The following is a 20,194-nucleotide window of genomic DNA, read 5'->3' on the forward strand; positions in this document are numbered from 1 at the left end:
AGTCTCTCACTTGGCCTCGCGGTCCCCGCGAGGATGGGACGGTGGACAACGACGAGCTCGACGAAGCAGTGCGCCGGGCCGACCTCGACGACCTCCTACGCATGGTCGACACACTGTGCTCGGTACGCGACTGGGACGGACTCGAGACGCTGCGGGATCGCTGTGCACGTGGCCACGAGACCGGCCGTCAGCTGTGGCCGGTGGCGTCCCACTCGGCGTACCGCCTCGCGCTCGAAGCCCCGGCACCGTGGGCGGCTGCAATGCTCGGCGACGACAGCGCCACATTCTCGCTCGGCCCGCTCCCCGAGGTCGCGGCGCAAGCCCACGAGTGGCACGACCTCGCGCCACATGTGCCTCGTGGCGTGCCCGCCGTGCTCGCCGCCCATGAACGCGTGATGCGCGGCGAGGACCTCTCCGACGTCGAGCTGCCCGGCCCAGCGGTCCTCGAGGTGCCGCTGAAGCTCATGGAGTGGGAGCCGCGCTACGCGCTTGCCGAGTACCGACCCGACGAGGCCGACTTCCCGATGCCTGACGTCCCGACGCTGCAACCAGCGGCGTTGCCGCCGGCACCCGGCGAGATCGAACGTGACGAGGCGAGCCGAGCACTCGTCGAGCTCGTGCGCGCATGGACGACCGGGTCGGACGGACACGCTGACGCCGTGTCCGTGCGCGGAGGTTCACTCGATGCGATCGCCGCGCTCGGTCACCGCCAGGCTCGTGCGGCACCGATCGACGCGGCGCGCGCGATGGCGCTGATGGCTTGGGCTGCCGCCAGCGGTGGCGCTCACGGCCGACGCGCGGGGGCGGCCGCGGGACGATTCGGCGCGTGGTGGGCCGCTGGCGCACTCACCGACCTCCTCGACGTGTGGCCGCCCGATCCCGATCGGTTGGGAGCGGAGCTAGCGCGGTTGGAGTTCGTGACCTGGGAGGGCGGTGAGTCCGACACCGGCTGGCGTCTGCATCTGGCGGTTGCGGACGACGCTCGGGGCCGCGCGTGGGCGATGGGCGGCACCGATGCGCGCTGATCTGTGTCGCGTCCTGACTCGTACAATCGTGGGCTGCCCTCCCACGCACTGAGCTTCTTCGGCCTCGAGTCGATCGACGAGCGGCGTTGGCGCATGCCCGTCGTCCGCGGGTTGTGCTCAGGGATGGGAACGCTGTTCGGAGGGTGCGCGCTCGGCGCATCGATCGAGATCCTCGAGCACATGACGGAGAGGCCGCTGGTGTGGGCCACCGCGCAGTTCTTGGAGTTCGCGCGCCCGCCGTCCGTCGTCGAGCTCGAAGCAACGGAGGTTGTGCACGGGCACGCGTCCTCGCAGGCGCGCGTGCTCGCGCACGTCGACGGTCAAGAGATCTTCACGGTCGTCGCCGCGCTCGGGCGACGCACGTTGCCGTGGGAGGGCGAGTGGGCAGTCCGGCCGGACCTGCCGTCGGTGGCAGACAGCAAGCCGCGCCCGCTCGCACCCCGTTTCGAGGGCACGATCGCAGAGCGGCTCGCCATGCGCCTTGCGAACGGGAGAGACACCGAGCACCTCGACGGCACGCCGACGCCTGACGGGCGAAGCGCGCTGTGGGTGCGGGTGCCCTTCGGCACCGAGGCGACAGCGGCCGCGCTCGCGATCGTGGCCGACTACGTGCCTTTCGGGGTGGGCCAGGCCCTCGGACACCAGATCTCGGGCAACAGCATCGACAACACGCTGCGCCTGGTCCGGGCGGGTACGACGGAGTGGGTGCTTGCCGACGTGCGGGTACAGGCGGTGTCCGGTGGATTCGGGCACGGCGTCGTACACCTGTGGGCGGAGGACGGCACACTGCTGGCGACCGCAAGCCAGTCCGTCATCGTGCGCGACCAGCACACCGGGTCGGATGACCCGGAGCGGCGAACGTCCCAACCGGCGGCGGTGAGGCGACCGGGCGGCTTTGCCGACCCGGCGCCGGCGGAGACGAAGCCTGCGGAGTCGACCAGAGATGCAGGTACCCTGCCGCCGAGTGAGCCCGACCAAGGTTGATGAGGCAAGCCAAATGAGTGTGCCTCAGCGCTTCGGGATCACGGTCCCGTTCGAGGGCGTCCCGTTGCACGAGCACAAGGCGTGGTTCGAAGAGCTGGAGCGCCTCGGGTACACCGATGTGTGGTCAGCCGAGGCCGGGGCCTTCGACGCGTTCACGCCGCTCGCGCTCGCGGCGGCGTGGGCACCGTCGCTCCGGCTCGGTACCGCGATCGTGCCTGCGTACACGCGCGGAGCGGCCACGATCGCTCAGACGGTCGCCGCGATGTGCTCAGCCGCGCCTGGTCGATTCGCGCTCGGAATCGGCGCGTCGTCCGACGTGATCGTGCACAACTGGAACGGCATCCCGTTCGAGCATCCGTACCAGCGAGTGCGCGACACCATCCGCTTCCTGCGGGCCGCGCTCGCCGGCGAAAAGGTGACTGCCGAGTACGAGACGTTCGCGGTGAAGGGGTTCCGGCTCGGTGCTGCGGTTCCTGAGATGCCGCCGATCCTCGTTGCTGCGTTGCGTCCCGGCATGCTGCGCCTCGCCGGCCGCGAGGGTGACGGCGCGATCATCAACTGGCTGTCGGCCGAAGACGTCAAGACGGTGGTGCCTCATGTGGGCGAGGGCAAGGAGATCGTTGCCCGTATCTTCGTGCTCGCCACCACCGACCGCGACCTCGTGCGTTTCGTGGGTCGACGCTCGATCGCCGCGTACCTGAACGTGCCCGTCTACGCGCAATTCCACGAGTGGCTCGGGCGCGGCGCCGCACTCGCTCCGATGTGGGACGCCTGGAAGTCGGGCGACCGTGCCGCGGCAACCGAGGCGATCCCCGACGAGCTCGTCGACCAGCTCATCGTGCACGGCACGGCCGACGAGATCCGCGAGCACCTGGCTCGGTTCACCGCCAACGGTGTGACGACTCCCGCGCCGGCGATCCTCGGTTCGGGCGAAGAGGTGCGAGAGGTCGTGCGGGCGCTGGCGCCCGGAGCCTGATTCTGCTCTCGGCGCGGTCGCCCGTTCTGGAGCTAGCCCGCGACCGAGACGGCGTCGCGGGTCCGTTGGCGGATCTTCGCCAGTCGGAGCGCGGCCAGCAGTCGGACCGTCCACCAACCGAAGTCGATCTCACCGAAGCGCTCGGAGAATCGCGCGGAGGTAGGCGCGTTGTGGTGGTTGTTGTGCAGGCCCTCGCCCAGCGTGAAGAGCGCGAGAACTCGGCCGTTCGTGGCCTTGTTGTCGTGGGGTCGACTGCCGTGCGTGTGCCCGACGGCATTGATCGCGCCCGACATCATCAGATAGGTGACCGCGTGTACTACGGCCGCAACCAGGCCGGTCTGCCAGCCGAAGATGAGACACGAGATCGTGACGCCGACGCCGAGACCGAGGAACGCGTGGTCGAGCAGGAACTTGTCCAGGCGATCGGGCGGAAGGTCGCGCGCGTACTTGGTCACGGTCTCACCGTCGCGCGCCGTGCGGCGGTAGAGCGCCGCGTTCGCCAGCTGCACACGCCAGAATCCCAGGACGATCGGGCTGTGAGGGTCGCCCGGCGTGTCGCTCGCCGCGTGGTGCTTGCGGTGAACCGCCGCCCATTCACGAGCGCGCATCCCGGTGGAGATCCAGAGGAAGAAGCGCAGGACCATCGCCGCGGCCGGGTGCACCGTGATCGCCCGGTGGGCGAGACCACGATGGAGGTAGACGGTGGTGGCGAGCGTCGCGACCTGGGCGATGACGAAGCCGGCGGCGATGCCGAGCAGCAGATTCATCGCTCGACGGTAGCGGACGCAAGCGCCTCTCCTGGAAGCAGACGCTCGATCAGAACTTCGTGTCCTCGCGCCAACGCTCCAGCAACGCCCGGTCGCCGAAGACCTCCAGCGGGTCGATCGCCCCTCGCCCCATCACCCAGGCCAGCAAGCTCGACGCCGGAGCACGGGCGGCCACGTCACCCTTGCCGTGCGTGCGCTCGACGTCGAGGCCCGACGCCCCGAGCCGGAGCATCCATTCGCCCTCGACATCGGTGCAATGCAGATGGATGGTCTCGCCGGCTCCGCTTCGCTCCTCACGCCACGCCATGTTCGGGAGCAGCGTCACCCACTCGTCGATGCCATCCGCGGCGAGGTGCGCGTCGATCGGCTGCGCCGTGCCGGCGGCGAGTTGCGCATCCACGCGGTGCATGGCGGTCTCGTGCGCCTGACGTCGTTGCCAGAAGCCGATGGTTGCGGGTGGGGCCCACGTCCAGCACGCGTCCTCGGGTGACCGGGACGCCAAGGTGTCGGCGAGCTCCGTCGCGCCTTCGCGAACCCACGCCGGTCGGGCGGCAACGTCATCCGGGGACTTGATGCCCGAGTCACGCGAGCTCGTGAACGAATCCGACGGCTCGCGGTTGCAGGACAGGGCGGCCCAGCGATGCACCACGCCGATGTGGTCCAAGAGATCGGCAACATTCCACTTCGGACACGACGGCACCGGTGCATCGAGCCCGGCTTGTTCGGCCGCGTCGACGAGTGCCGAGGCGTTCTCGCGAATCGCGCCGATGTAGTCGATGTCTGTGGGCATGCCGAGAGGCTACCGACCGAGCCGCACGTACCCTGCGGCGCAGGTAGCCGGGGGCCGAGCGCCCCGGCGCGAAGGCGGCGGCTTTGCCGACCGCCGGAGCAGGAGTCGTCGCTCGCGACGACGACCAATGGAGGCGTAGCGCCGAGAGCGGGAAGGAGATGAGACTACGAGACGGGGCGCACGAGCTCGGGGCCGTTGTTGTCGGCCTTGTTCACAAGCGTGCTCACCGGCCACAGCTCGAATGCGTCATCGGGCGCGGGCACGAGCAGCTCGGACAGCGTGGCCACATCGTGGTCTTCGGGGTCGAGCCAGCGCGCCCACGCGGCTTCCGGCAACGCGACCGGCATCCGGTCATGGATGGGTGCGAGCAGGTCGTTCGGCTTGGTCGTGACGATCACGCACGATCGAAGCCAGCCGTCCTCCCCGACGCCTTCCACCTCCTGGCCATCAGGGACCTTCCACGCCGCCCAGAGCCCGGCGAACGCCATCGGCTCACCGTCGCGGCGGTGCACGAAGACCGGTCGCTTCTTCGGCCGCCCCTTCGGCGTCGTGGGCGGCGCCACGACCTCCCACTCGTAGAAACCGTCGGCCGGGATGATGCAGCGGTGCTTCTCAAACGCCCGCTTGTACGCCGGCTTGGTGTCGAGCCCCTCGGCTCGAGCGTTGATCATGCGGTCACCGACGGCCGCGCTCTTCGCCCACGACGGCACGAGGCCCCACCGAACCTGCGACAAGACACGGCGATCCTCCCGTTGGCGGACGACCATGACCTGCTGGCGCGGTGCGATGTTGTAGTTGGGCTCGACGATGTCGACCGTGTTCTCCTGCACGTCGAACTGGTCAGCCAGGAGCTGCGGGGACGACGCCACGACGAAGCGACCGCACATCCCTCTACGTTCGCGCGTAGCGAGTGGTTGTCAGCGCTTCGGTCGATCGTTCACGCGGTACACGAAGCGCAGTCCGGACCAGGTGTCGTCGATCGCCGCCACCTTGTTGTCGACGAGGCCGCATGCGAGCCCGATTTCCTGCACCGGCGCGAACGAAAGATCCGTGGCCACACCTGACGTCTTCTTCGGCCATGCGATCCACAGGCCACCGTCGGGTTCCAGGCCGTTGGCGAAGCGAGGGAAGCGCCGCGCAAGCTCGGCGCGCCGCGTCGCGAAGAACAGCACGACGTCGAGGCGGCCGCGCGCCTCTCGACGCAGATCAACGCCCTTCGGGAGCTTCAAGGACTCGGCAAACCCGTTCGGCGCGCCGACCACCGCGAGTCGGGCGCCCTCCTTGATGCCCAGCTTCCGAACGAGGGGGGTTCCCGAGTAGCCGGCCAAGGCCGTCACGTTCGCCGCGCGAAGCGGCGCGCGTCAACCGCCAGGCTCGACGAAGCGCGGTGCGCGGTAGCGGGCGAACTCCGGGACGGCAAGGGCCAGCACCACCACCCCCGCGATGCATGCCGCGCCGCCGATCACGACCGACGCGACTGGTGTGAACACGGCGGCGACGAGGCCGGCTTCGACGTCGCCGAGCTGCGGGCCGCCGACCACGACGAGGATGTGCACGGACGACATCCGGCCCCGGAGGTTGTCGGGGACCGTCGACTGAAGGATGCTGCCGCGGAACACCGCCGACACCATGTCGGCCGCGCCGGCCAGCGCGAGGCTGGCCAGCGCGAGCGGCAGCACCCCGCCGGACAGTCCGAACAGCACGATGCCGAGTCCCCAGATTGCGACGGCCAAGAGCACCGCGAGCCCGTGGCGCCGGACGTGGCGCACCCAACCGGTCGTGAGCGCGGCCACGACCGCCCCCACCGCGACCGCAGAGAAGAGCAGGCCAACTACCGATCCCTCAGACCCCCGCGACGCGCCGAACTGGGTGACGGCGAGCACCGTGAACAGCGCGCGAGGCATCCCGAAGATCATCGCGATCATGTCGACATAGAACGTCGCCTTGAGCACGCGCTGCCCTCGTAGGAACCGGAACCCCTCGGTAAGCTGCGACCAGCCGTGAGCGATCGAGCCTCCCCGAGCCTCGGTCGCGACGGACTCCTGCGTGGGCACCTGGGGCTTGATGAGGAAAGCGGTCATGATCGCTACCAGGAAGCTCACGACGTCGAGCCCGTACGCGGCCGGCAGACCGAGTCCGTCGATCACGACGCCGCCGATCGCCGGTCCCACGATCATCGTCGTGTTGAACATCAGTTGATTGAGCGACAGCGTCGACGGCAGCTGCGCTCGCGACACGACGTTCGGGATGATCGCGGTGCGGGTCGCCGCGGCGAAGCCGCCGAAGCCTGCGACCAGTCCCGCACCCACGTAGACGAGGGCCAACGGCGGCTCGTCCATGAGCGCACCCCACCAACAGCACCGATGACGACGCGACCTGACCGAGCTCGGCGAGCAAGAGAAGGCGGCGGCGATCCCGAGTGTCGATGAGCGGACCGCCCAGGAACGCAGACACCGCCAGCGGCACCAGCCGGACGAGCCCGACGAGCCCGACGGCGGCCACCGACTTTGTGAGCGCGTACACCTGCACGAAGACCGCGACGACCGCGATCTGCGAACCTGCGGAGGAGACGAGCTCGCCGACCCACAGCAATCGGAAGTCGCGGGAGGAGCGCAGCGGTGTGAGGTCGATTGCAAGGCGCCCGAGCACACGACGACCCGGGAATCTCGATCTCTCCAATGGTGTTTGCACCCCCGCGTCCCTAGGCTGCGATCCGTTCGCAGCGTAGGGGCCACCACACCGCATTCCCCGTCCGATCTGGAAATGGAGGCATCACCATGGCGATCGCACTGGGCGACGAAGCCCCGAACTTCACCGCCGACACCACCGAGGGCAAGCTCGACCTCCACGACTACCTCGGCGAGAGCTGGGGCGTGCTGTTCTCACACCCGAAGGACTTCACGCCGGTCTGCACCACGGAGCTCGGACGCGTCGCCGCACTCAAGCCGGAGTTCGACAAGCGGAACGTGAAGGTGATCGGCCTGTCGGTCGACGCCACCACCGACCACGAGGCCTGGGCGAAGGACATCGAAGAGACCCAAGGCACGGCGCCCAACTACCCGATCATCGGCGACACGAAGTTCGAGGTGTCGAAGCTCTACGGCATGCTGCCTGCGAGCACGAGCGGCGACCCCAAGGAGCGGACGCCGGCCGACAACATGACCGTGCGCAACGTGTACGTCATCGGGCCCGACAAGAAGGTCAAGATGATCCTCACGTACCCGATGACGACGGGTCGCAACTTCGACGAGATCCTGCGCGTCATCGACTCGCTCCAGCTCAACGCCAACTACCAGGTCGCGACGCCGGCCGACTGGAAGCAGGGCGATGACGTCATCATCACCGCCGCAGTGAGCAACGAGGACGCCGAGAAGCGGTTCCCCGGATTCAAGACGATCAAGCCCTACCTGCGCGTCACCCCGCAGCCGAGCAAGTAAGCAGCTGCGGCGCCGGAGGCGCTCGCCAGGGAGCGAGTGGCCGCGGTGCAGGTCCCCTGCGCCGCAACGAGCGACCGCGGGTTAGAGGTACGGCGCGGGGTCGACGGGGTTCCCGCTCAACCTGACTTCGAAGTGCAGGTGGGGGCCGGTGGACATGCCGGTGCTGCCCACGTAGCCGATGATCTGACCGGCGCTCACCTGCTGGCCGTTGGAGACCGCGATGCGCGACTGGTGCGCGTACAGCGTCCCCATCCCGCCACCGTGGTCGATGACGACGGCGTTGCCGTAGCCACCTTGGGAGCCGGCGATCACGACCGTGCCGCTCCGGCACGCGCGGATGGGCGTTCCTGAGCTCGCGCGCATGTCGGCGCCGGTGTGCATCCGGTTGTAGTGCAGGACCGGGTGATACCGGGGCCCGTACCCACTCGTGATCGGACCCGGGACGGGGCGCGCCTCGCACGGAGCTCCTCCACCGGAACCCCCGCGCGCCCGGAGTTGCCCACCGATGCTGTCCGAGGTGGCGCTCATCGCGGCGAGCTCGCCCTCGTACTGCGCCTTGTTCGCTCGGATGTTGTCGATCGACTGCTGCTCGAGGAACTGCTCCTGCGCCGCTTGCGCGCGAGCCGGTCCGAGCTCGGCGAGGAGTGCAGCAATCTGGTCGCGGATCGAGCGCGCCTCGGCCGCCGCCGCGTCGGCTTCGGCCTTCTGGACCTCGATCTTCTTGCGCTGGTCCTCGAGGTCGTTGCGCAACACCGTGACGCGATTGACGATCGCATGCCGCTTGTCAGAGACGCGATCGAGGTACTGCTCCTGGGACAGCAGACGACTCGGGCGCGAGGTGAACACGACGTCGTACGAAGCGCCGCGGCGCTCGGTGCGGTAGAGGCTGGCCGCGGTGCGGTCGAGCTTGCGCTGCGCGGCCTCGAGCCGCGCCTGGGTCTCCACCACCTTGGTTTGGAGCGTCGTGTACTCGGCGGTGAGCCTGGCCGCTTCGGCCTCGAGCGGCGCGAGCTTCGCCTCGGCGGCGACCCGCTGCGCATCGAGCTCGGCGACGCGCGCCTCGATGACCATCCGGCGGCCCCGGATCTCCTGGAGCTCAGCCAGTGCCGCGGCCTCCGCCGCTGACGCCTCGCCGATCTGCTCTTCGAGCTCTCGGCGGTGGTCGTTGTCGCTGGCCGCGTTGACGACTGCAGGCGCGCCGAGCAACGCCAGCGCGATCGCGGCGGAGAGGACCAGGCGGAGCGGGGGCTGCCGTCGCATGGGGTCAGCAAGGCTAGACAACACGAACCACACAGGCAACAGGCCCCAGAAGGCCTGGAATCAAAGGGGAGGCCTGCCTCCCCCGTCGTCTCAGGTTCTCAGGAAGCGGCGGAGGCCGATGCCCGAACCCATGAGGCCGATGACCATTCCCGCGAACACGACGAGGCCGGTCACGAGCACCGCGTCACCCGTCGTGAGATAGAAGAGCCGGAAGACGCTGTTGGGATTGTTGAACCAGTTGTCGAAGCCCCCGTACTTGAGGGTGACCACGACCACGGTGGCGATCCCCGCGCCCGCGAGTCCTTGCGTGAGGCCTTCGGCGAGGAACGGCACGCGCACGAACCAATTCGAAGCGCCGACGAGCTTCATGACTTCGATCTCGCGGCGGCGGGCGAAGGTCGCGAGACGGATCGTGTTGACAATCAGGAACAGTGAAGACACGAGCAGCACGAGCGACAGCAGGATCAATCCCAGGCGGACCTTGCTCGTGACGTCGAGCAACCCCTCGAGTGCCTTTTCGGGCGTGACGACGTCTTCGACACCTGACATCGCGGCGAACCGTCGTTGGATGCTGGGTGTGAGCTCGGCCCGCACCGGGACGATCCGGAAGGACGGCGGCAAGGAATCGGCGTTGATGTTCTTCACGAGGTCGGGGTCCTCGCGGAAGATCCGCTGGAACTCCTCGAAGGCCGCCGCCTTGTCGAGGTAGGTGAAGGACTTGACGTCCTTGTCGCTGTCGAGCGCGGCGCGAACATCGGAGATCTGCTGCTCGGTCGCCCGAACCTGCATGAACGCCTCGAGCTTGACGCCGCCCTTGATCCGCTCGGTTCCGTGACCGGCCCAGCGCGTGAGCAGCAGGCTGCCGCCGAACAGGGCGAGCGACACCGACACCGTGAGCACGCCGGCGATCGTCATCATCAAGTTGCGGCGCAACGAGATGACGGTCTCGCGCGCAAAGTACCGAAGTCGCGCCAACACTCTGGACTAACTCCCGACGCCGTAGATGCCGCGGGCTTGGTCCCGCACGAGGCTGCCGCGATCGAGCTCCACCACCCGGCGACGCATCGCGTCGACGATCCGTTGGTCGTGCGTGGCCATCACCACGGTGGTGCCGGTGCGATTGATGCGATCCAGGATCCGCATGATCCCGACCGTCGTCGCGGGGTCGAGGTTCCCCGTGGGCTCGTCGGCGAGGACGATTAGCGGACGGTTCACGAAGGCCCGGGCGATCGACACTCGCTGCTGCTCGCCGCCGGAGAGCTCGTTGGGCAGACGTCCCGCCTTCTTCGCCAAGCCGACCAGGTCGAGGACTTGCGGAACCTGCGTGCGCACCACGTGGCGAGGACGCCCGATGACCTCCATGGCAAAGGCCACGTTCTCGTACACGGTCCGGCTCGGCAGCAGCTTGTAGTCCTGGAAGATCGTTCCGATGTTGCGGCGCAGCTGCGGCACCTTCCAATGGCCGAGCGCGGAGATGTCACGCCCCGCGACCACGATGCGCCCATTTGACGGTTCTTCCTCGCGCAGCAGCAACCGGAGGAACGTCGACTTCCCCGATCCCGACGGGCCGACCAGGAAGATGAACTCGCCCTTCTGGACGTCGATCGAGATATCACGGAGCGCGGTGACGTTGCCCTTGTAAACCTTGGAGACATTTTCGAAGCGCAGCATGAGAAGACCGGTGTGCTGGAGCGAGGGGCTGAACGGTCAGGGTACCAGCCGATGTCTGTTGAACCCGATCATTCACAGCGCGTTCACAGCCGAAATCATGCGGTCTGACCTGGCCCTTCCCGGCGTCGCCACTGGAGCCATGACTCGATGAACGCGTCCACGTCGCCGTCGAGCACAGCGTCCACGTTGCCGGTCTCGTAGCGCGTGCGTTCGTCCTTCACGAGGCGGTACGGCGCGAGCGTGTAGGTACGGATCTGGTTTCCGAAGGCGACGTCGCGCTTGTCGCCCGACAGCGACTCCAACTCCGCCTCGCGCTCCTGGCGTTGACGCTCGGCCAAGCGCGCCCCGAGGATTTGCATCGCCCTGGCCTTGTTCTGAGTCTGCGAGCGCTCGTTCTGACAGGAGACCACGATTCCGGTCGGAAGGTGCGTGATGCGCACCGCGGAGTCAGTGACGTTCACGTGCTGCCCGCCGGCGCCCGACGAGCGGTACGTGTCGATGTTCAAGTCCGTCGGGTCGATCTCCGGCGCCTCGGTCTCGTCGAGCGCGGGCACGCAGTTGAGCGACGCGAACGCGGTCTGACGCCGAGCGTTGGCGTCGAACGGTGAGATTCGGATGAGCCGGTGCACACCTCGCTCGCTCTGCAGCAGCCCGAACGCGTAGCGACCCTTCACCGTGAACGTGGCCGACGAGATCCCCGCTTCGGTACCCGGCTGCACGGCGTCGATCTCGACGTCGAAGCCGCGCCGTTCGGCCCAACGCGTGTACATACGAAGGAGCATCTCGGTCCAGTCCTGCGCGTCCGTGCCTCCCGCGCCGGAGTTCACGTCGCAGATGGCGTCGCGCTCGTCGTGCTCGCCCGTGAACAGCGCGCGCAGCTCCAGCCGGTCGAGCTCGTCACGAAGGCTGGCCACACCCGCGACGATCTCGGGCTCGAGCTCGTCGGTGCCCTCCTCGCGACCCATCTCGTGAAGGGTCTCGAGATCCGAGACTCGTTGCTCGAGACCCTGGACCAGCGTGATGTCCTCCTGGAGCCGCGCAAGCTCGGTGTTGACGGCACGGGCGCGATCGGGGTCGTCCCACAACCCGGGATCGGCCGCGTCCTTCTCGAGCTCCGACACGCGCGTCTGCGTCGCGTCGATGCAGAGGTAGCTGCGAGCGTCGTCGATGCGGCGACGGAGGTCGGACAGCTCGTCAGTGAAGTCGCGCATCGAGACGCCTCGGGTATGAGATCGTCGGAGACGCGTTCAGCGCCCGTGACAGAGCTTGAACTTCTTGCCGCTCCCGCAGTAGCAGGGCTCGTTGCGCCCCGGCGTCTTGTCGACCGTCACGGGTTGCTGTTGAACCTCCGTGTCGGCGATGGGCTCGACCACCTCGCCGAACGGCGCCTCCTCCACCTCCGCGGGTGGTGCGCTTGCGGCGACGTCGCGCAGGCCACCGGAGCCCTGGACCGGGTCTTCCGGCGCGCTGTAACGCAGATTGCGCGGGGCGGCACGCTCCGGCTCCTCCGCGACGACCTGGAGGTGGGTGACGAACTGCACGAAGTTGTCTTCGATGAGAGCCATCATCGCCTCGAACATGTCGTAGCCCTCGCGCTGCCACTCGGCGAGCGGGTCACGCTGGCCCATGGCGCGCAGGTTGATGCCTTCGCGCAGGTAGTCCATCTCGTAGAGGTGCTCGCGCCAGTGTTGGTCGATCACCGAGAGCATCACCCGACGCTCGAGCTCTCGCAGCTGCTCGGAGCCGACGACTTCTTCCTTGGCGGCGTACTGCGCAAGCGCGTCGGCGACCACGAGCTCGCGGAGCTGGTCCACGTGCATGGATTCGTTGAGTGCCGCGCGCTCGAGCTGGGTGGGCAACGTGACCAGCAGGTTCCGATGGAACTCGTCGAGGTCCCAGTCTTCGGGGAACTCGCCCGGGCAGTTCGCCTCGATGAGTCGGTCGAGCGCGTCCTCGATCGCTTCGAGCGCCTGCTCGCGCAGGTCCTCACCGTCGAGGATCTGCTGGCGGCGCCGGTAGATCACCTTGCGCTGCTCGTTCATCACCTCGTCGTACTTGAGAACGTCCTTGCGGATCTCGAAGTTGCGGTCCTCGACGGTGCGCTGCGCGCGCTCGATCGCCTTCGTCACCATCTTCGCTTCGAGCGGCATGTCGTCTGGGAACGCGCGGTCCATCACCCAGCTCATCGCGCCCGTCGCGAAGAGCCGCATGAGGTCGTCCTCGAGCGACAGATAGAACCGGCTCTCCCCCGGGTCGCCCTGGCGTCCTGACCGACCGCGGAGCTGGTTGTCGATGCGGCGGCTCTCGTGTCGCTCGGTGCCGAGCACATACAGACCACCGAGCTGGCGGACCTGCTCACCCTCTTCGTTGCACTGCTCCCGGTACTTGCGGATCAGCTCGGCGAAGCGTTGCGGATCGTCCGCGGGCGACGAGCCCTCGGCCAGGAGGTCACTGCGGGCGAGGCCCTCGGGGTTGCCACCGAGGAGGATGTCGACGCCGCGGCCGGCCATATTCGTCGCAACCGTGACCGCATGCGGCCGTCCGGCCTGCGTCACGATGTGCGCTTCCTTCTCGTGCTGCTTGGCGTTCAGCACCGCGTGTTGGATGCCCCGGCGCTGGAGCAGACCCGAGAGGTGCTCAGACTTCTCGACCGAGATCGTGCCGACGAGTACAGGTTGACCGCGCTCGAAGCACTCCTGGATGTCGTCGGCCACGGCTTCGAACTTCGAAGCCTCGCTCTTGTAAATGAGATCGGGGTGGTCGGCTCGGATCATCAAGACGTTCGTTGGGATGGAGACCACTTCGAGCCCGTACGTGTGCGCGAATTCGCCCGCCTCCGTGGCGGCCGTACCCGTCATGCCCGCGAGCTTGTCGTACATGCGGAAGTAGTTCTGGAGGGTCACCGTGGCGAGCGTCTGGTTCTCCTCCTTGATGCGCACGCCTTCCTTGGCCTCGACCGCTTGGTGCAGACCTTCGCTCCACCGTCGCCCCTCGAGGATCCGGCCCGTGAACTCGTCGACGATCTTCACTTCGCCGTCGGCCACGACGTAGTCGACATCACGCTTGAAGAGCTCCTTGGCGCGCAGCGCCGCCTGGAGCTGGTGCACGAAGTTCTGGTTGACGTGCTCGTAGAGGTTGGTAACGGACAGCGCCTCCTCGACCCGGCCGATGCCCTCCTCGGTTGGCACGACGGTTCGCTTCGCCTCGTCGACCTCGTAATCCCGATCGCGCATGAGCCCGCCGACGATTCGGGCGAACTGGTAGTAGAGCTGCTGAGCGTCATCGGCACGACCCGAGATGATGAGCGGGGTGCGCGCCTCGTCGACCAGGATCGAGTCGACCTCGTCGACGATCGCGAACGAGTGCCCGCGCTGCACCTGCTCTTCTCGAGAACCGGCCATGTTGTCGCGGAGGTAGTCGAACCCGAACTCGTTGTTCGTGCCGTGTGTGATGTCGGCGTTGTACGCGATCTTCTTCTCGTCCCAGTCGTCGATCTCGGGGATGACGACGCCGACTTCCATGCCCAAGAAGCTGTAGATCTGGCCCATCCACTCGGCGTCGCGTTTGGCGAGGTAGTCGTTCACCGTGATGAGGTGGACGCCGTATCCCGCAAGCGCGTTGAGGTAGGCCGGCAACGTGGCCACGAGCGTCTTGCCCTCACCCGTCTTCATCTCAGCAACCCAGCCGAAGTGAAGCGCGGCGCCGCCCATGATCTGCACGTCGAAGTGCCGTTGGCCGATCGTGCGCTTCGCGGCCTCGCGGACAGCGGCGAACGCCTCCGGCAGCAGCTCGTCGAGCATGTCGATCCGAGCCTCACGATCGGTCACGGGATCGCCGGCCTCGTCCACACGGGCACGGAACTCGGCGGTGAGTGCACGCAGCTCGTCGTCGCTGCGCGCTTCCATCTCCGGCTCGAGCGCGTTGACTTCGGGCACGATCGACCCGAGAAGCTTGAGCTTCTTGCCCTCGCCGGCGTGAAGGAGCTTGTTGAAGAGGCCCATGACGGCGTTCAGCCTACCGGTGCCACCTGCCGTTCCTGGCCCGCAGTGCTCTGAGAGCATTCGCGTAGGCGGCGGCTTCGCCGACCGCCGGAGCAACAGGCGTCGCCCGCGACGCCGACCAAAGGAGTCAGAGTGACGGTCACGATCGAGGGCGCAGGAGCGGCACTTCGACCGCGCCCGCGTGCGGCGAGCATCGTGCGCTCGCTGCCCCATCCCGCGGTCCTGACGCTGGCGATGTTCACCACCGCGTGGTTCGTGACCTTCGCCGTCCTCGTCGTTCGTCGCCATCACGGCTTCTGGGATCTGGCGTTCGACATGGGCATCCACGACCAGTCGGTGTGGCTGCTCGCCCATGGTCGCGACTTCATGACGGTTCGGGGCCTCGACGTGTTCGGGCACCACGCGACGCCCGCGTACTACTTGCTTGTCCCTGCCTACTGGCTCGGAGCGGGACCCGACTTCCTCAATCTGTTCCAGGTGAGCGCACTCGCGCTCGGCACGATCCCGCTGTACCTGCTGGCACGCGACCGTGGGCTGTCACCCTGGGTGGGTGCCGCGCTCGGCAGCGCGCTTCTGCTGCACCCCGCCGTCCAGTTCTTCTCTTGGGAGCTGTTCCACCCCGAGGTCGTCGCGATCACACCGCTGTTGTGCGCGTACCTGTGTGCGTCGCGTCGATCGTGGCGATGGTTCGCGTTCTGGGCCGTGTTGGCGGTGTCCTGGAAAGAGGACGTTGCGCTGGCAGTCATGGTGCTCGGGCTGCTCGTCGCGCTCCGCTGGAACCGCCGGATCGGGCTCGCCACCGCGGGCGTCGCGCTTGGTTGGTTCGTGCTGTGGACCGTGGTGCTCTTCCCTGCGATCAACGGCGGCCACGTGCAGTCGGAAGGGATCTACCAAGGGGTCGGCGGCTCCGCCGGTGGGATGGTCGACACCCTGTTCAACGACCCGGGCGCCATCACGTCACACGTCTTCTCGTCGGAGTCGGGCGACTTCGCATTCCGGCTGCTCGCGCCGTTCGGGTTCATTCCGCTGCTCGCGCCTCTGGTGCTGTTGATCGGACTGCCGCAGTTCCTGCTCGACGTGCTGACCGACGCGGGCTGGACCCGGGTGATCCAGCACCACTACGCGGCGTTGTGCGTCGCCGCGCTCGCGCTCGCCAGCGTCGAAGGCGTCGCATTCGCGGGCCGCCGCCTCGGTCGCAACGCGCTCGTCGCCGCATGCTGTCTCGTGGTGGCCGGCGGCATCTTCGGGACACTCTCGTGGGGTCCATCTCCCGTCAGCAGCAAGTACGAAGGTGGGTGGTGGCCAGCCCCGACCGATCCGCGCATCGACGCCAAGCGGGCGGCAATCGCTCTCGTTCCCGACGACGCGGTCGTGACCGCGACCTACGGAATGCTGCCGCAGCTGAGCCAACGCGCCGAGATCTACGACTACCCGAATCCGTGGGAGTCGCGGAACTTCGGTATCGAGGGAGAGCCCACCCGGAACCCACGACGCGTGGAGTGGCTCGTCCTCGACCGGCAGGTCATCAACCTCGACCCAGCCGCCACCGCGCTCCTTACGACGATCCTGCCCGACTTCAGGATCGTGTTCGAACGCGACGACCTCGTCGTGGCCCGGCGCCGTGCGGAGACCTGACGCGCCGATCCTTGAGCCGCGCGACCTGGTGTCGGATCTTGTCGAGGACCCGCTCGAGCGCGAGCTCGGGCGTCGCGGCCGCGGCATGTGCGACGACCGACCCCTGACGCATCTGCACCGTGATGGAGCACGCGTGGCGTCCGGCGATCCGAGGGTTGCGCTCCTCAGAGAGGTGCACGTCGGCGCGTGACGCGTCGGGCGCGACTCGGGCCAGCCGATCGAGCTTGCGTGCGGTCATCGACCGCAGCCTGGTCGGGACCGGACCAGTGCTGCTCCGCATGATCACTTGCATGGGCACCTCATGTCGGGTCGGCCCGCCCTCATGTCGGGTCGGCCGCCCCCGCCTGAGTGTACGGATCGGATGGGTGCGCGTCACGGAGCAGGTGTGCGCGCCGCCGTGAGCGCGACCACGCGGTCCGCGCCCTTCGCGCGGAGCGCGGCGGCGGCCGCGGTGAGGCTCGCGCCCGTCGTGGCCACGTCGTCCACGAGCAGCACGTTCGCCGGAGCGCGGCGGAGCGCCTCGATCGAAGGACCGCGCCGGCGCGCGGAAGCCGGCAAGCCGGTCTGGGACGGCCCCGGCCCGCGGGCAAGCATGCGCCGGGCCGGTCGGGAGAGCCGACTCGCCACCTGCCGGGCGAGCACCTCGGCATGGTCGAAGCCGCGTTCGCGCTTGCGGGCCGAGGTGGTGGGCACCCACGTGACGACGGCCGGCATCGGCGGCGCAAGGTGCACGACCATCGCGGACGCGAGCCAGGCCGTCACCGCATGGGCGCCGCGGTACTTCACGCGGGCGACGAGCTCACGGGCGACGCCCTCGTAGGCGAAGGGCGCCGCCCATGCATCGATGCCAGTCGGCGGCGGCGCCGCGACCGCGGGCCGCAGCCCGACCGCGCACGCGTCACACACCGGGTCGGCGGGTCGCCCACACCCAGGACACGTGAGCGGCAGCACCACAGCAACGAGACGACTCAGCACGAACCGACCCTACGAACGGGGTGTGACGCTCCCCCGTCCCGGCTAGTACCGGTAGTGCTCCGGCTTGTACGGGCCGTCGACCGGGATGCCGAGGTACGACGCCTGCTCTTCGGTCAGCTGCGTCAGCTTCACGCCGAGCTTGTCGAGGTGCAGGCGCGCGACCTCTTCATCGAGATGCTTCGGCAGCGTGTACACCTTTCGCTCGTAGAAGTCGCGGTGCGTGAACAGCTCGACCTGTGCGATCACCTGGTTCGTGAAGCTGTTCGACATCACGAAGCTCGGGTGGCCCGTCGCACACCCGAGGTTCAGCAGCCGACCCTCAGCCAACACGATGATCGAATGGCCATCGGCGAACAACCACTCGTCGACCTGGGGCTTGATGTTGACGCGCTTGACTCCGGAGAACGCGGCGAGCCCGGCCATGTCGATCTCGTTGTCAAAATGCCCGATGTTGCCCACGATCGCGTTGTGTTTCATCCGCGCCATGTCGTCGGCGGTGATGATGTTCGTGTTGCCGGTGGCCGTGATGAAGAGGTCGGCGGTGTCCACGATGTCTTCGAGGGTGAGCACCTGGTAACCCTCCATCGCGGCCTGGAGCGCGCAGATGGGGTCGATCTCGGTGATCACGACGCGCGCGCCTTGCCCTTTGAGCGACTGCGCGCACCCCTTGCCGACATCGCCGTAACCGCAGACGACGGCGACCTTCCCGGCCAACATCACGTCGGTGGCGCGGCAGATCCCGTCGACGAGCGAGTGCCTGCAGCCGTACAGGTTGTCGAACTTCGACTTCGTGACGGAGTCGTTGACGTTGATGGCAGGGAAGAGGAGCGTGCCCGCCTCGTGCATCTGATACAGGCGGTGCACACCGGTGGTGGTCTCCTCGGTCACACCTTGAATCCCCGCGGCGATGCGGTGCCACACGCGGTTGTCGTCGCCTTGGATGCGCGCCAGAACGCCGAGGATCACCTTCCACTCCTCGCTGTCACCCTCGGCGGCGGCCGGAACTGCACCGGCGCGCTCAAACTCGACGCCCTTGTGTACCGCGAGCGTGGCGTCGCCACCGTCGTCGAGGATCATGTTGGGGCCGCCACCGTCGGGCCAGCGCAGGACCTGCTCGGTGCACCACCAGTACTCCTCGAGCGTCTCGCCCTTCCACGCGAACACCGGCACACCGCTGGCCGCGATGGCCGCGGCGGCGTGGTCCTGGGTCGAGAAGATGTTGCACGACGCCCAGCGCACCTGCGCGCCGAGGGCAACCAGCGTCTCGATCAGCACCGCGGTCTGCACGGTCATGTGCAGCGAGCCGGTGATGCGCGCGCCCGCGAGTGGTTGCGTCGGGCCGTGGCGCTCCCGCATGGCCATGAGCCCGGGCATCTCGTGCTCGGCGAGCTCGATCTCCTTGCGGCCGAACTCAGCTAGCGAGAGGTCAGCGACCTTGAAGTCGGGTCGGTCGGTCGGTGTGGTGGATTCGACGGTCGTGGTCATCGGTGGACTCCCCTGTCGGCGCGCCAAAGCGCGCGAATTGGACTCACTGGGAGTCGGCCCGGATCACCGGATGACAGCTCGCAACGAGCCCGACGGTTCAGATGTTACTGCGCCGGGCTCGAGAGCGCAGACTTGAGCTGGGCGATCGCGTCGATCGGGCCGGGGTCGACGTCGTTGTCGAGCGCGAGGTAGCAGCTCGTCCAGTCGCCGAGGTACGCGAGGTCGAGCAGCTGGGCGAGGCGGCTCTGCCCGATGCCCTCGACCTCGAGCACCTGCACGAACGCCTCCTCGATGATCTCCTGCGTCAAGCGCATGCGGGCCTCGAGCCGCTCGTGCTCCATCCCGTGCCGCAACGACACGAGCGTGAGGATCTGTCGGGTCACGTCACCGTGCTGGCCCCACGCGCAGATCTCGTTGTGGTCGAGCTCGGGGTACGCGTTCCAGAACGCGGGAGCCTTGGCGTTCTCGTTGATCGACTGCTTCCATCGCATCGCGGCGACGGCCCCGAGCCCGCCGGTGCCGTGGATGACCGGGATCGTGCGGCCGATGCGGCGGGCAAGCTCACGCGCCGGGTTGGCGGGCGCAGCCACGTCAGGCTTGCACTGCTCGCGACGACGGGCGAGCTGTCGCTGCGCCTGGGTCATTGCCACGTGGGCCTCGGGAAGCATTCCCATGCGGAACATCACCACGAGCACCGGCGCGACCATTGCGCACAATGCAAAGCGCGGCCCAGGGATTCCAGGCGTGCATGGAATGTGCAGCGCACCGCGCTCCTCAGCCAACCGCGCCAGCGCGCCGTCACCCGTGACGACGATCAAGCTCGCGCCAGCGTCGAGCGCGCCGCGCGCCATCTCGACGGTCTCTTCTGTTTCACCGGAGTACGACACCGCGAATGCGAGGGTGCGTGGACCGACGAACCCCGGCGTTCGATATTGCTTGAGCACGACGACCGGTACGGGCAGCGTTCCGGTTCCGACCACCTGGACAAGATCGCCGACGATGCCGGATCCACCCATCCCCATGATGACGACGTTGTCGAAGTCTTCTGGTGCCGGCAACGTCATGCGATCGACGAGCATCCCCGCCGCTTCGTGCGCCGCGGCAAGCTGCTCCGGCATCGCCGCGAGCGCATCGAGCACTCCCAGGCTGTCAGTTGCCATTGGCTCGCTCCCTCGGTGGCGGGAACCA

At 67.9% G+C, this 20,194-nt stretch carries 19 protein-coding genes; 5 read left to right on the forward strand and 14 right to left on the reverse strand.

Annotated features, from left to right (window positions below):
* The first annotated feature begins 41 nt into the window (after window positions 1–41).
* From WEE69_01785 to WEE69_01795, 3 genes are all read left to right on the forward strand, one after another.
* Window positions 42–1,025, forward strand: coding sequence for a hypothetical protein (locus WEE69_01785; protein MEX1144018.1), 984 nt, complete (start codon window positions 42–44; stop codon window positions 1,023–1,025).
* A 93-nt stretch (window positions 1,026–1,118) separates the two neighbouring features.
* Complete coding sequence (locus tag WEE69_01790; protein MEX1144019.1) at window positions 1,119–2,009, forward strand: acyl-CoA thioesterase; 891 nt, start codon at window positions 1,119–1,121, stop codon at window positions 2,007–2,009.
* A 19-nt stretch (window positions 2,010–2,028) separates the two neighbouring features.
* Window positions 2,029–2,985 (forward strand): LLM class F420-dependent oxidoreductase, encoded by a 957-nt coding sequence (locus tag WEE69_01795; protein MEX1144020.1) that lies wholly within the window; start codon window positions 2,029–2,031, stop codon window positions 2,983–2,985.
* Window positions 2,986–3,017: 32 nt separating this feature from the next.
* Here the strand turns inward: WEE69_01795 and WEE69_01800 are convergent, their stop codons facing one another.
* The 5 genes from WEE69_01800 to WEE69_01820 all read right to left on the reverse strand — a co-directional run bounded on the left by WEE69_01800 (window position 3,018) and on the right by WEE69_01820 (window position 6,881).
* Window positions 3,018–3,752 carry a fatty acid desaturase gene (locus WEE69_01800; protein MEX1144021.1) on the reverse strand — a complete coding sequence of 245 codons (735 nt, stop codon included), beginning with the start codon at window positions 3,750–3,752 and terminating at the stop codon, window positions 3,018–3,020.
* Between the two features lie 49 nt (window positions 3,753–3,801).
* The gene (locus tag WEE69_01805; GenBank protein MEX1144022.1) at window positions 3,802–4,542 is read right to left on the reverse strand and encodes a maleylpyruvate isomerase family mycothiol-dependent enzyme; all 741 of its coding nucleotides are present in this window, start codon (window positions 4,540–4,542) and stop codon (window positions 3,802–3,804) included.
* A gap of 164 nt (window positions 4,543–4,706) precedes the next feature.
* Complete coding sequence (locus WEE69_01810; protein ID MEX1144023.1) at window positions 4,707–5,429, reverse strand: SOS response-associated peptidase; 723 nt, start codon at window positions 5,427–5,429, stop codon at window positions 4,707–4,709.
* Between the two features lie 30 nt (window positions 5,430–5,459).
* Window positions 5,460–5,870 (reverse strand): DUF3052 domain-containing protein, encoded by a 411-nt coding sequence (locus WEE69_01815; protein ID MEX1144024.1) that lies wholly within the window; start codon window positions 5,868–5,870, stop codon window positions 5,460–5,462.
* A gap of 33 nt (window positions 5,871–5,903) precedes the next feature.
* A complete protein-coding gene (locus tag WEE69_01820; GenBank protein MEX1144025.1) occupies window positions 5,904–6,881 on the reverse strand; it encodes an MFS transporter in 978 nt (325 codons plus the stop codon).
* Between the two features lie 438 nt (window positions 6,882–7,319).
* Here WEE69_01820 and WEE69_01825 point away from each other — a divergent pair, with 438 nt between their 5' ends.
* Complete coding sequence (locus WEE69_01825; protein MEX1144026.1) at window positions 7,320–7,979, forward strand: peroxiredoxin; 660 nt, start codon at window positions 7,320–7,322, stop codon at window positions 7,977–7,979.
* A gap of 81 nt (window positions 7,980–8,060) precedes the next feature.
* Here WEE69_01825 and WEE69_01830 read toward each other — a convergent pair whose 3' ends face one another.
* From WEE69_01830 to secA, 5 genes are all read right to left on the reverse strand, one after another.
* On the reverse strand, window positions 8,061–9,239 hold the full coding sequence (locus WEE69_01830) for a peptidoglycan DD-metalloendopeptidase family protein (protein MEX1144027.1): 1,179 nt from the start codon (window positions 9,237–9,239) through the stop codon (window positions 8,061–8,063).
* Window positions 9,240–9,329: 90 nt separating this feature from the next.
* Window positions 9,330–10,214 (reverse strand): permease-like cell division protein FtsX, encoded by an 885-nt coding sequence (locus WEE69_01835; protein ID MEX1144028.1) that lies wholly within the window; start codon window positions 10,212–10,214, stop codon window positions 9,330–9,332.
* A 9-nt stretch (window positions 10,215–10,223) separates the two neighbouring features.
* Window positions 10,224–10,910 carry a cell division ATP-binding protein FtsE gene (gene ftsE / locus WEE69_01840; GenBank protein MEX1144029.1) on the reverse strand — a complete coding sequence of 229 codons (687 nt, stop codon included), beginning with the start codon at window positions 10,908–10,910 and terminating at the stop codon, window positions 10,224–10,226.
* Window positions 10,911–11,005: 95 nt separating this feature from the next.
* Window positions 11,006–12,121, reverse strand: a complete 1,116-nt coding sequence (gene prfB / locus WEE69_01845; protein ID MEX1144030.1) for a peptide chain release factor 2 — start codon at window positions 12,119–12,121, stop codon at window positions 11,006–11,008.
* A 36-nt stretch (window positions 12,122–12,157) separates the two neighbouring features.
* Window positions 12,158–14,911, reverse strand: coding sequence for a preprotein translocase subunit SecA (secA, locus tag WEE69_01850; protein MEX1144031.1), 2,754 nt, complete (start codon window positions 14,909–14,911; stop codon window positions 12,158–12,160).
* A gap of 132 nt (window positions 14,912–15,043) precedes the next feature.
* Between secA and WEE69_01855 the strand changes: the two genes are divergently transcribed.
* The gene (locus tag WEE69_01855) at window positions 15,044–16,546 is read left to right on the forward strand and encodes a DUF2079 domain-containing protein (protein MEX1144032.1); all 1,503 of its coding nucleotides are present in this window, start codon (window positions 15,044–15,046) and stop codon (window positions 16,544–16,546) included.
* Here the strand turns inward: WEE69_01855 and raiA are convergent.
* The 4 genes from raiA to WEE69_01875 all read right to left on the reverse strand — a co-directional run bounded on the left by raiA (window position 16,488) and on the right by WEE69_01875 (window position 20,166).
* The gene (raiA, locus tag WEE69_01860) at window positions 16,488–16,838 is read right to left on the reverse strand and encodes a ribosome-associated translation inhibitor RaiA (GenBank protein ID MEX1144033.1); all 351 of its coding nucleotides are present in this window, start codon (window positions 16,836–16,838) and stop codon (window positions 16,488–16,490) included. The genes WEE69_01855 and raiA overlap by 59 nt on opposite strands.
* Window positions 16,839–16,918: 80 nt before the next feature.
* Window positions 16,919–17,521: a hypothetical protein gene (locus tag WEE69_01865; protein ID MEX1144034.1), complete on the reverse strand. Its 603-nt coding sequence runs from the start codon at window positions 17,519–17,521 to the stop codon at window positions 16,919–16,921.
* Window positions 17,522–17,563: 42 nt separating this feature from the next.
* Window positions 17,564–19,006 (reverse strand): adenosylhomocysteinase, encoded by a 1,443-nt coding sequence (gene ahcY, locus WEE69_01870; GenBank protein ID MEX1144035.1) that lies wholly within the window; start codon window positions 19,004–19,006, stop codon window positions 17,564–17,566.
* Window positions 19,007–19,110: 104 nt separating this feature from the next.
* Window positions 19,111–20,166: a bifunctional phosphoglucose/phosphomannose isomerase gene (locus tag WEE69_01875; GenBank protein MEX1144036.1), complete on the reverse strand. Its 1,056-nt coding sequence runs from the start codon at window positions 20,164–20,166 to the stop codon at window positions 19,111–19,113.
* Between the last annotated feature and the right edge of the window lie 28 nt (window positions 20,167–20,194).

Source organism: Acidimicrobiia bacterium (assembly GCA_040881685.1).
Lineage (GTDB): Bacteria > Actinomycetota > Acidimicrobiia > IMCC26256 > PALSA-555 > SHVJ01.

Excerpts from the sequence above, each read along its gene's own strand:
- WEE69_01790 (MEX1144019.1), top strand. The coding sequence starts at position 1,119 with ATGCCCGTCGTCCGCGGGTTGTGCTCAGGGATGGGAACGCTGTTCGGA.
- WEE69_01800 (MEX1144021.1), bottom strand. The coding sequence starts at position 3,752 with ATGAATCTGCTGCTCGGCATCGCCGCCGGCTTCGTCATCGCCCAGGTC.
- WEE69_01805 (MEX1144022.1), bottom strand. The coding sequence starts at position 4,542 with ATGCCCACAGACATCGACTACATCGGCGCGATTCGCGAGAACGCCTCG.
- WEE69_01810 (MEX1144023.1), bottom strand. The coding sequence starts at position 5,429 with ATGTGCGGTCGCTTCGTCGTGGCGTCGTCCCCGCAGCTCCTGGCTGAC.
- WEE69_01820 (MEX1144025.1), bottom strand. The coding sequence starts at position 6,881 with ATGGACGAGCCGCCGTTGGCCCTCGTCTACGTGGGTGCGGGACTGGTC.
- WEE69_01825 (MEX1144026.1), top strand. The coding sequence starts at position 7,320 with ATGGCGATCGCACTGGGCGACGAAGCCCCGAACTTCACCGCCGACACC.
- WEE69_01830 (MEX1144027.1), bottom strand. The coding sequence starts at position 9,239 with ATGCGACGGCAGCCCCCGCTCCGCCTGGTCCTCTCCGCCGCGATCGCG.
- ftsE (MEX1144029.1), bottom strand. The coding sequence starts at position 10,910 with ATGCTGCGCTTCGAAAATGTCTCCAAGGTTTACAAGGGCAACGTCACC.
- prfB (MEX1144030.1), bottom strand. The coding sequence starts at position 12,121 with ATGCGCGACTTCACTGACGAGCTGTCCGACCTCCGTCGCCGCATCGAC.
- secA (MEX1144031.1), bottom strand. The coding sequence starts at position 14,911 with ATGGGCCTCTTCAACAAGCTCCTTCACGCCGGCGAGGGCAAGAAGCTC.
- raiA (MEX1144033.1), bottom strand. The coding sequence starts at position 16,838 with ATGCAAGTGATCATGCGGAGCAGCACTGGTCCGGTCCCGACCAGGCTG.
- ahcY (MEX1144035.1), bottom strand. The coding sequence starts at position 19,006 with ATGACCACGACCGTCGAATCCACCACACCGACCGACCGACCCGACTTC.
- WEE69_01875 (MEX1144036.1), bottom strand. The coding sequence starts at position 20,166 with ATGGCAACTGACAGCCTGGGAGTGCTCGATGCGCTCGCGGCGATGCCG.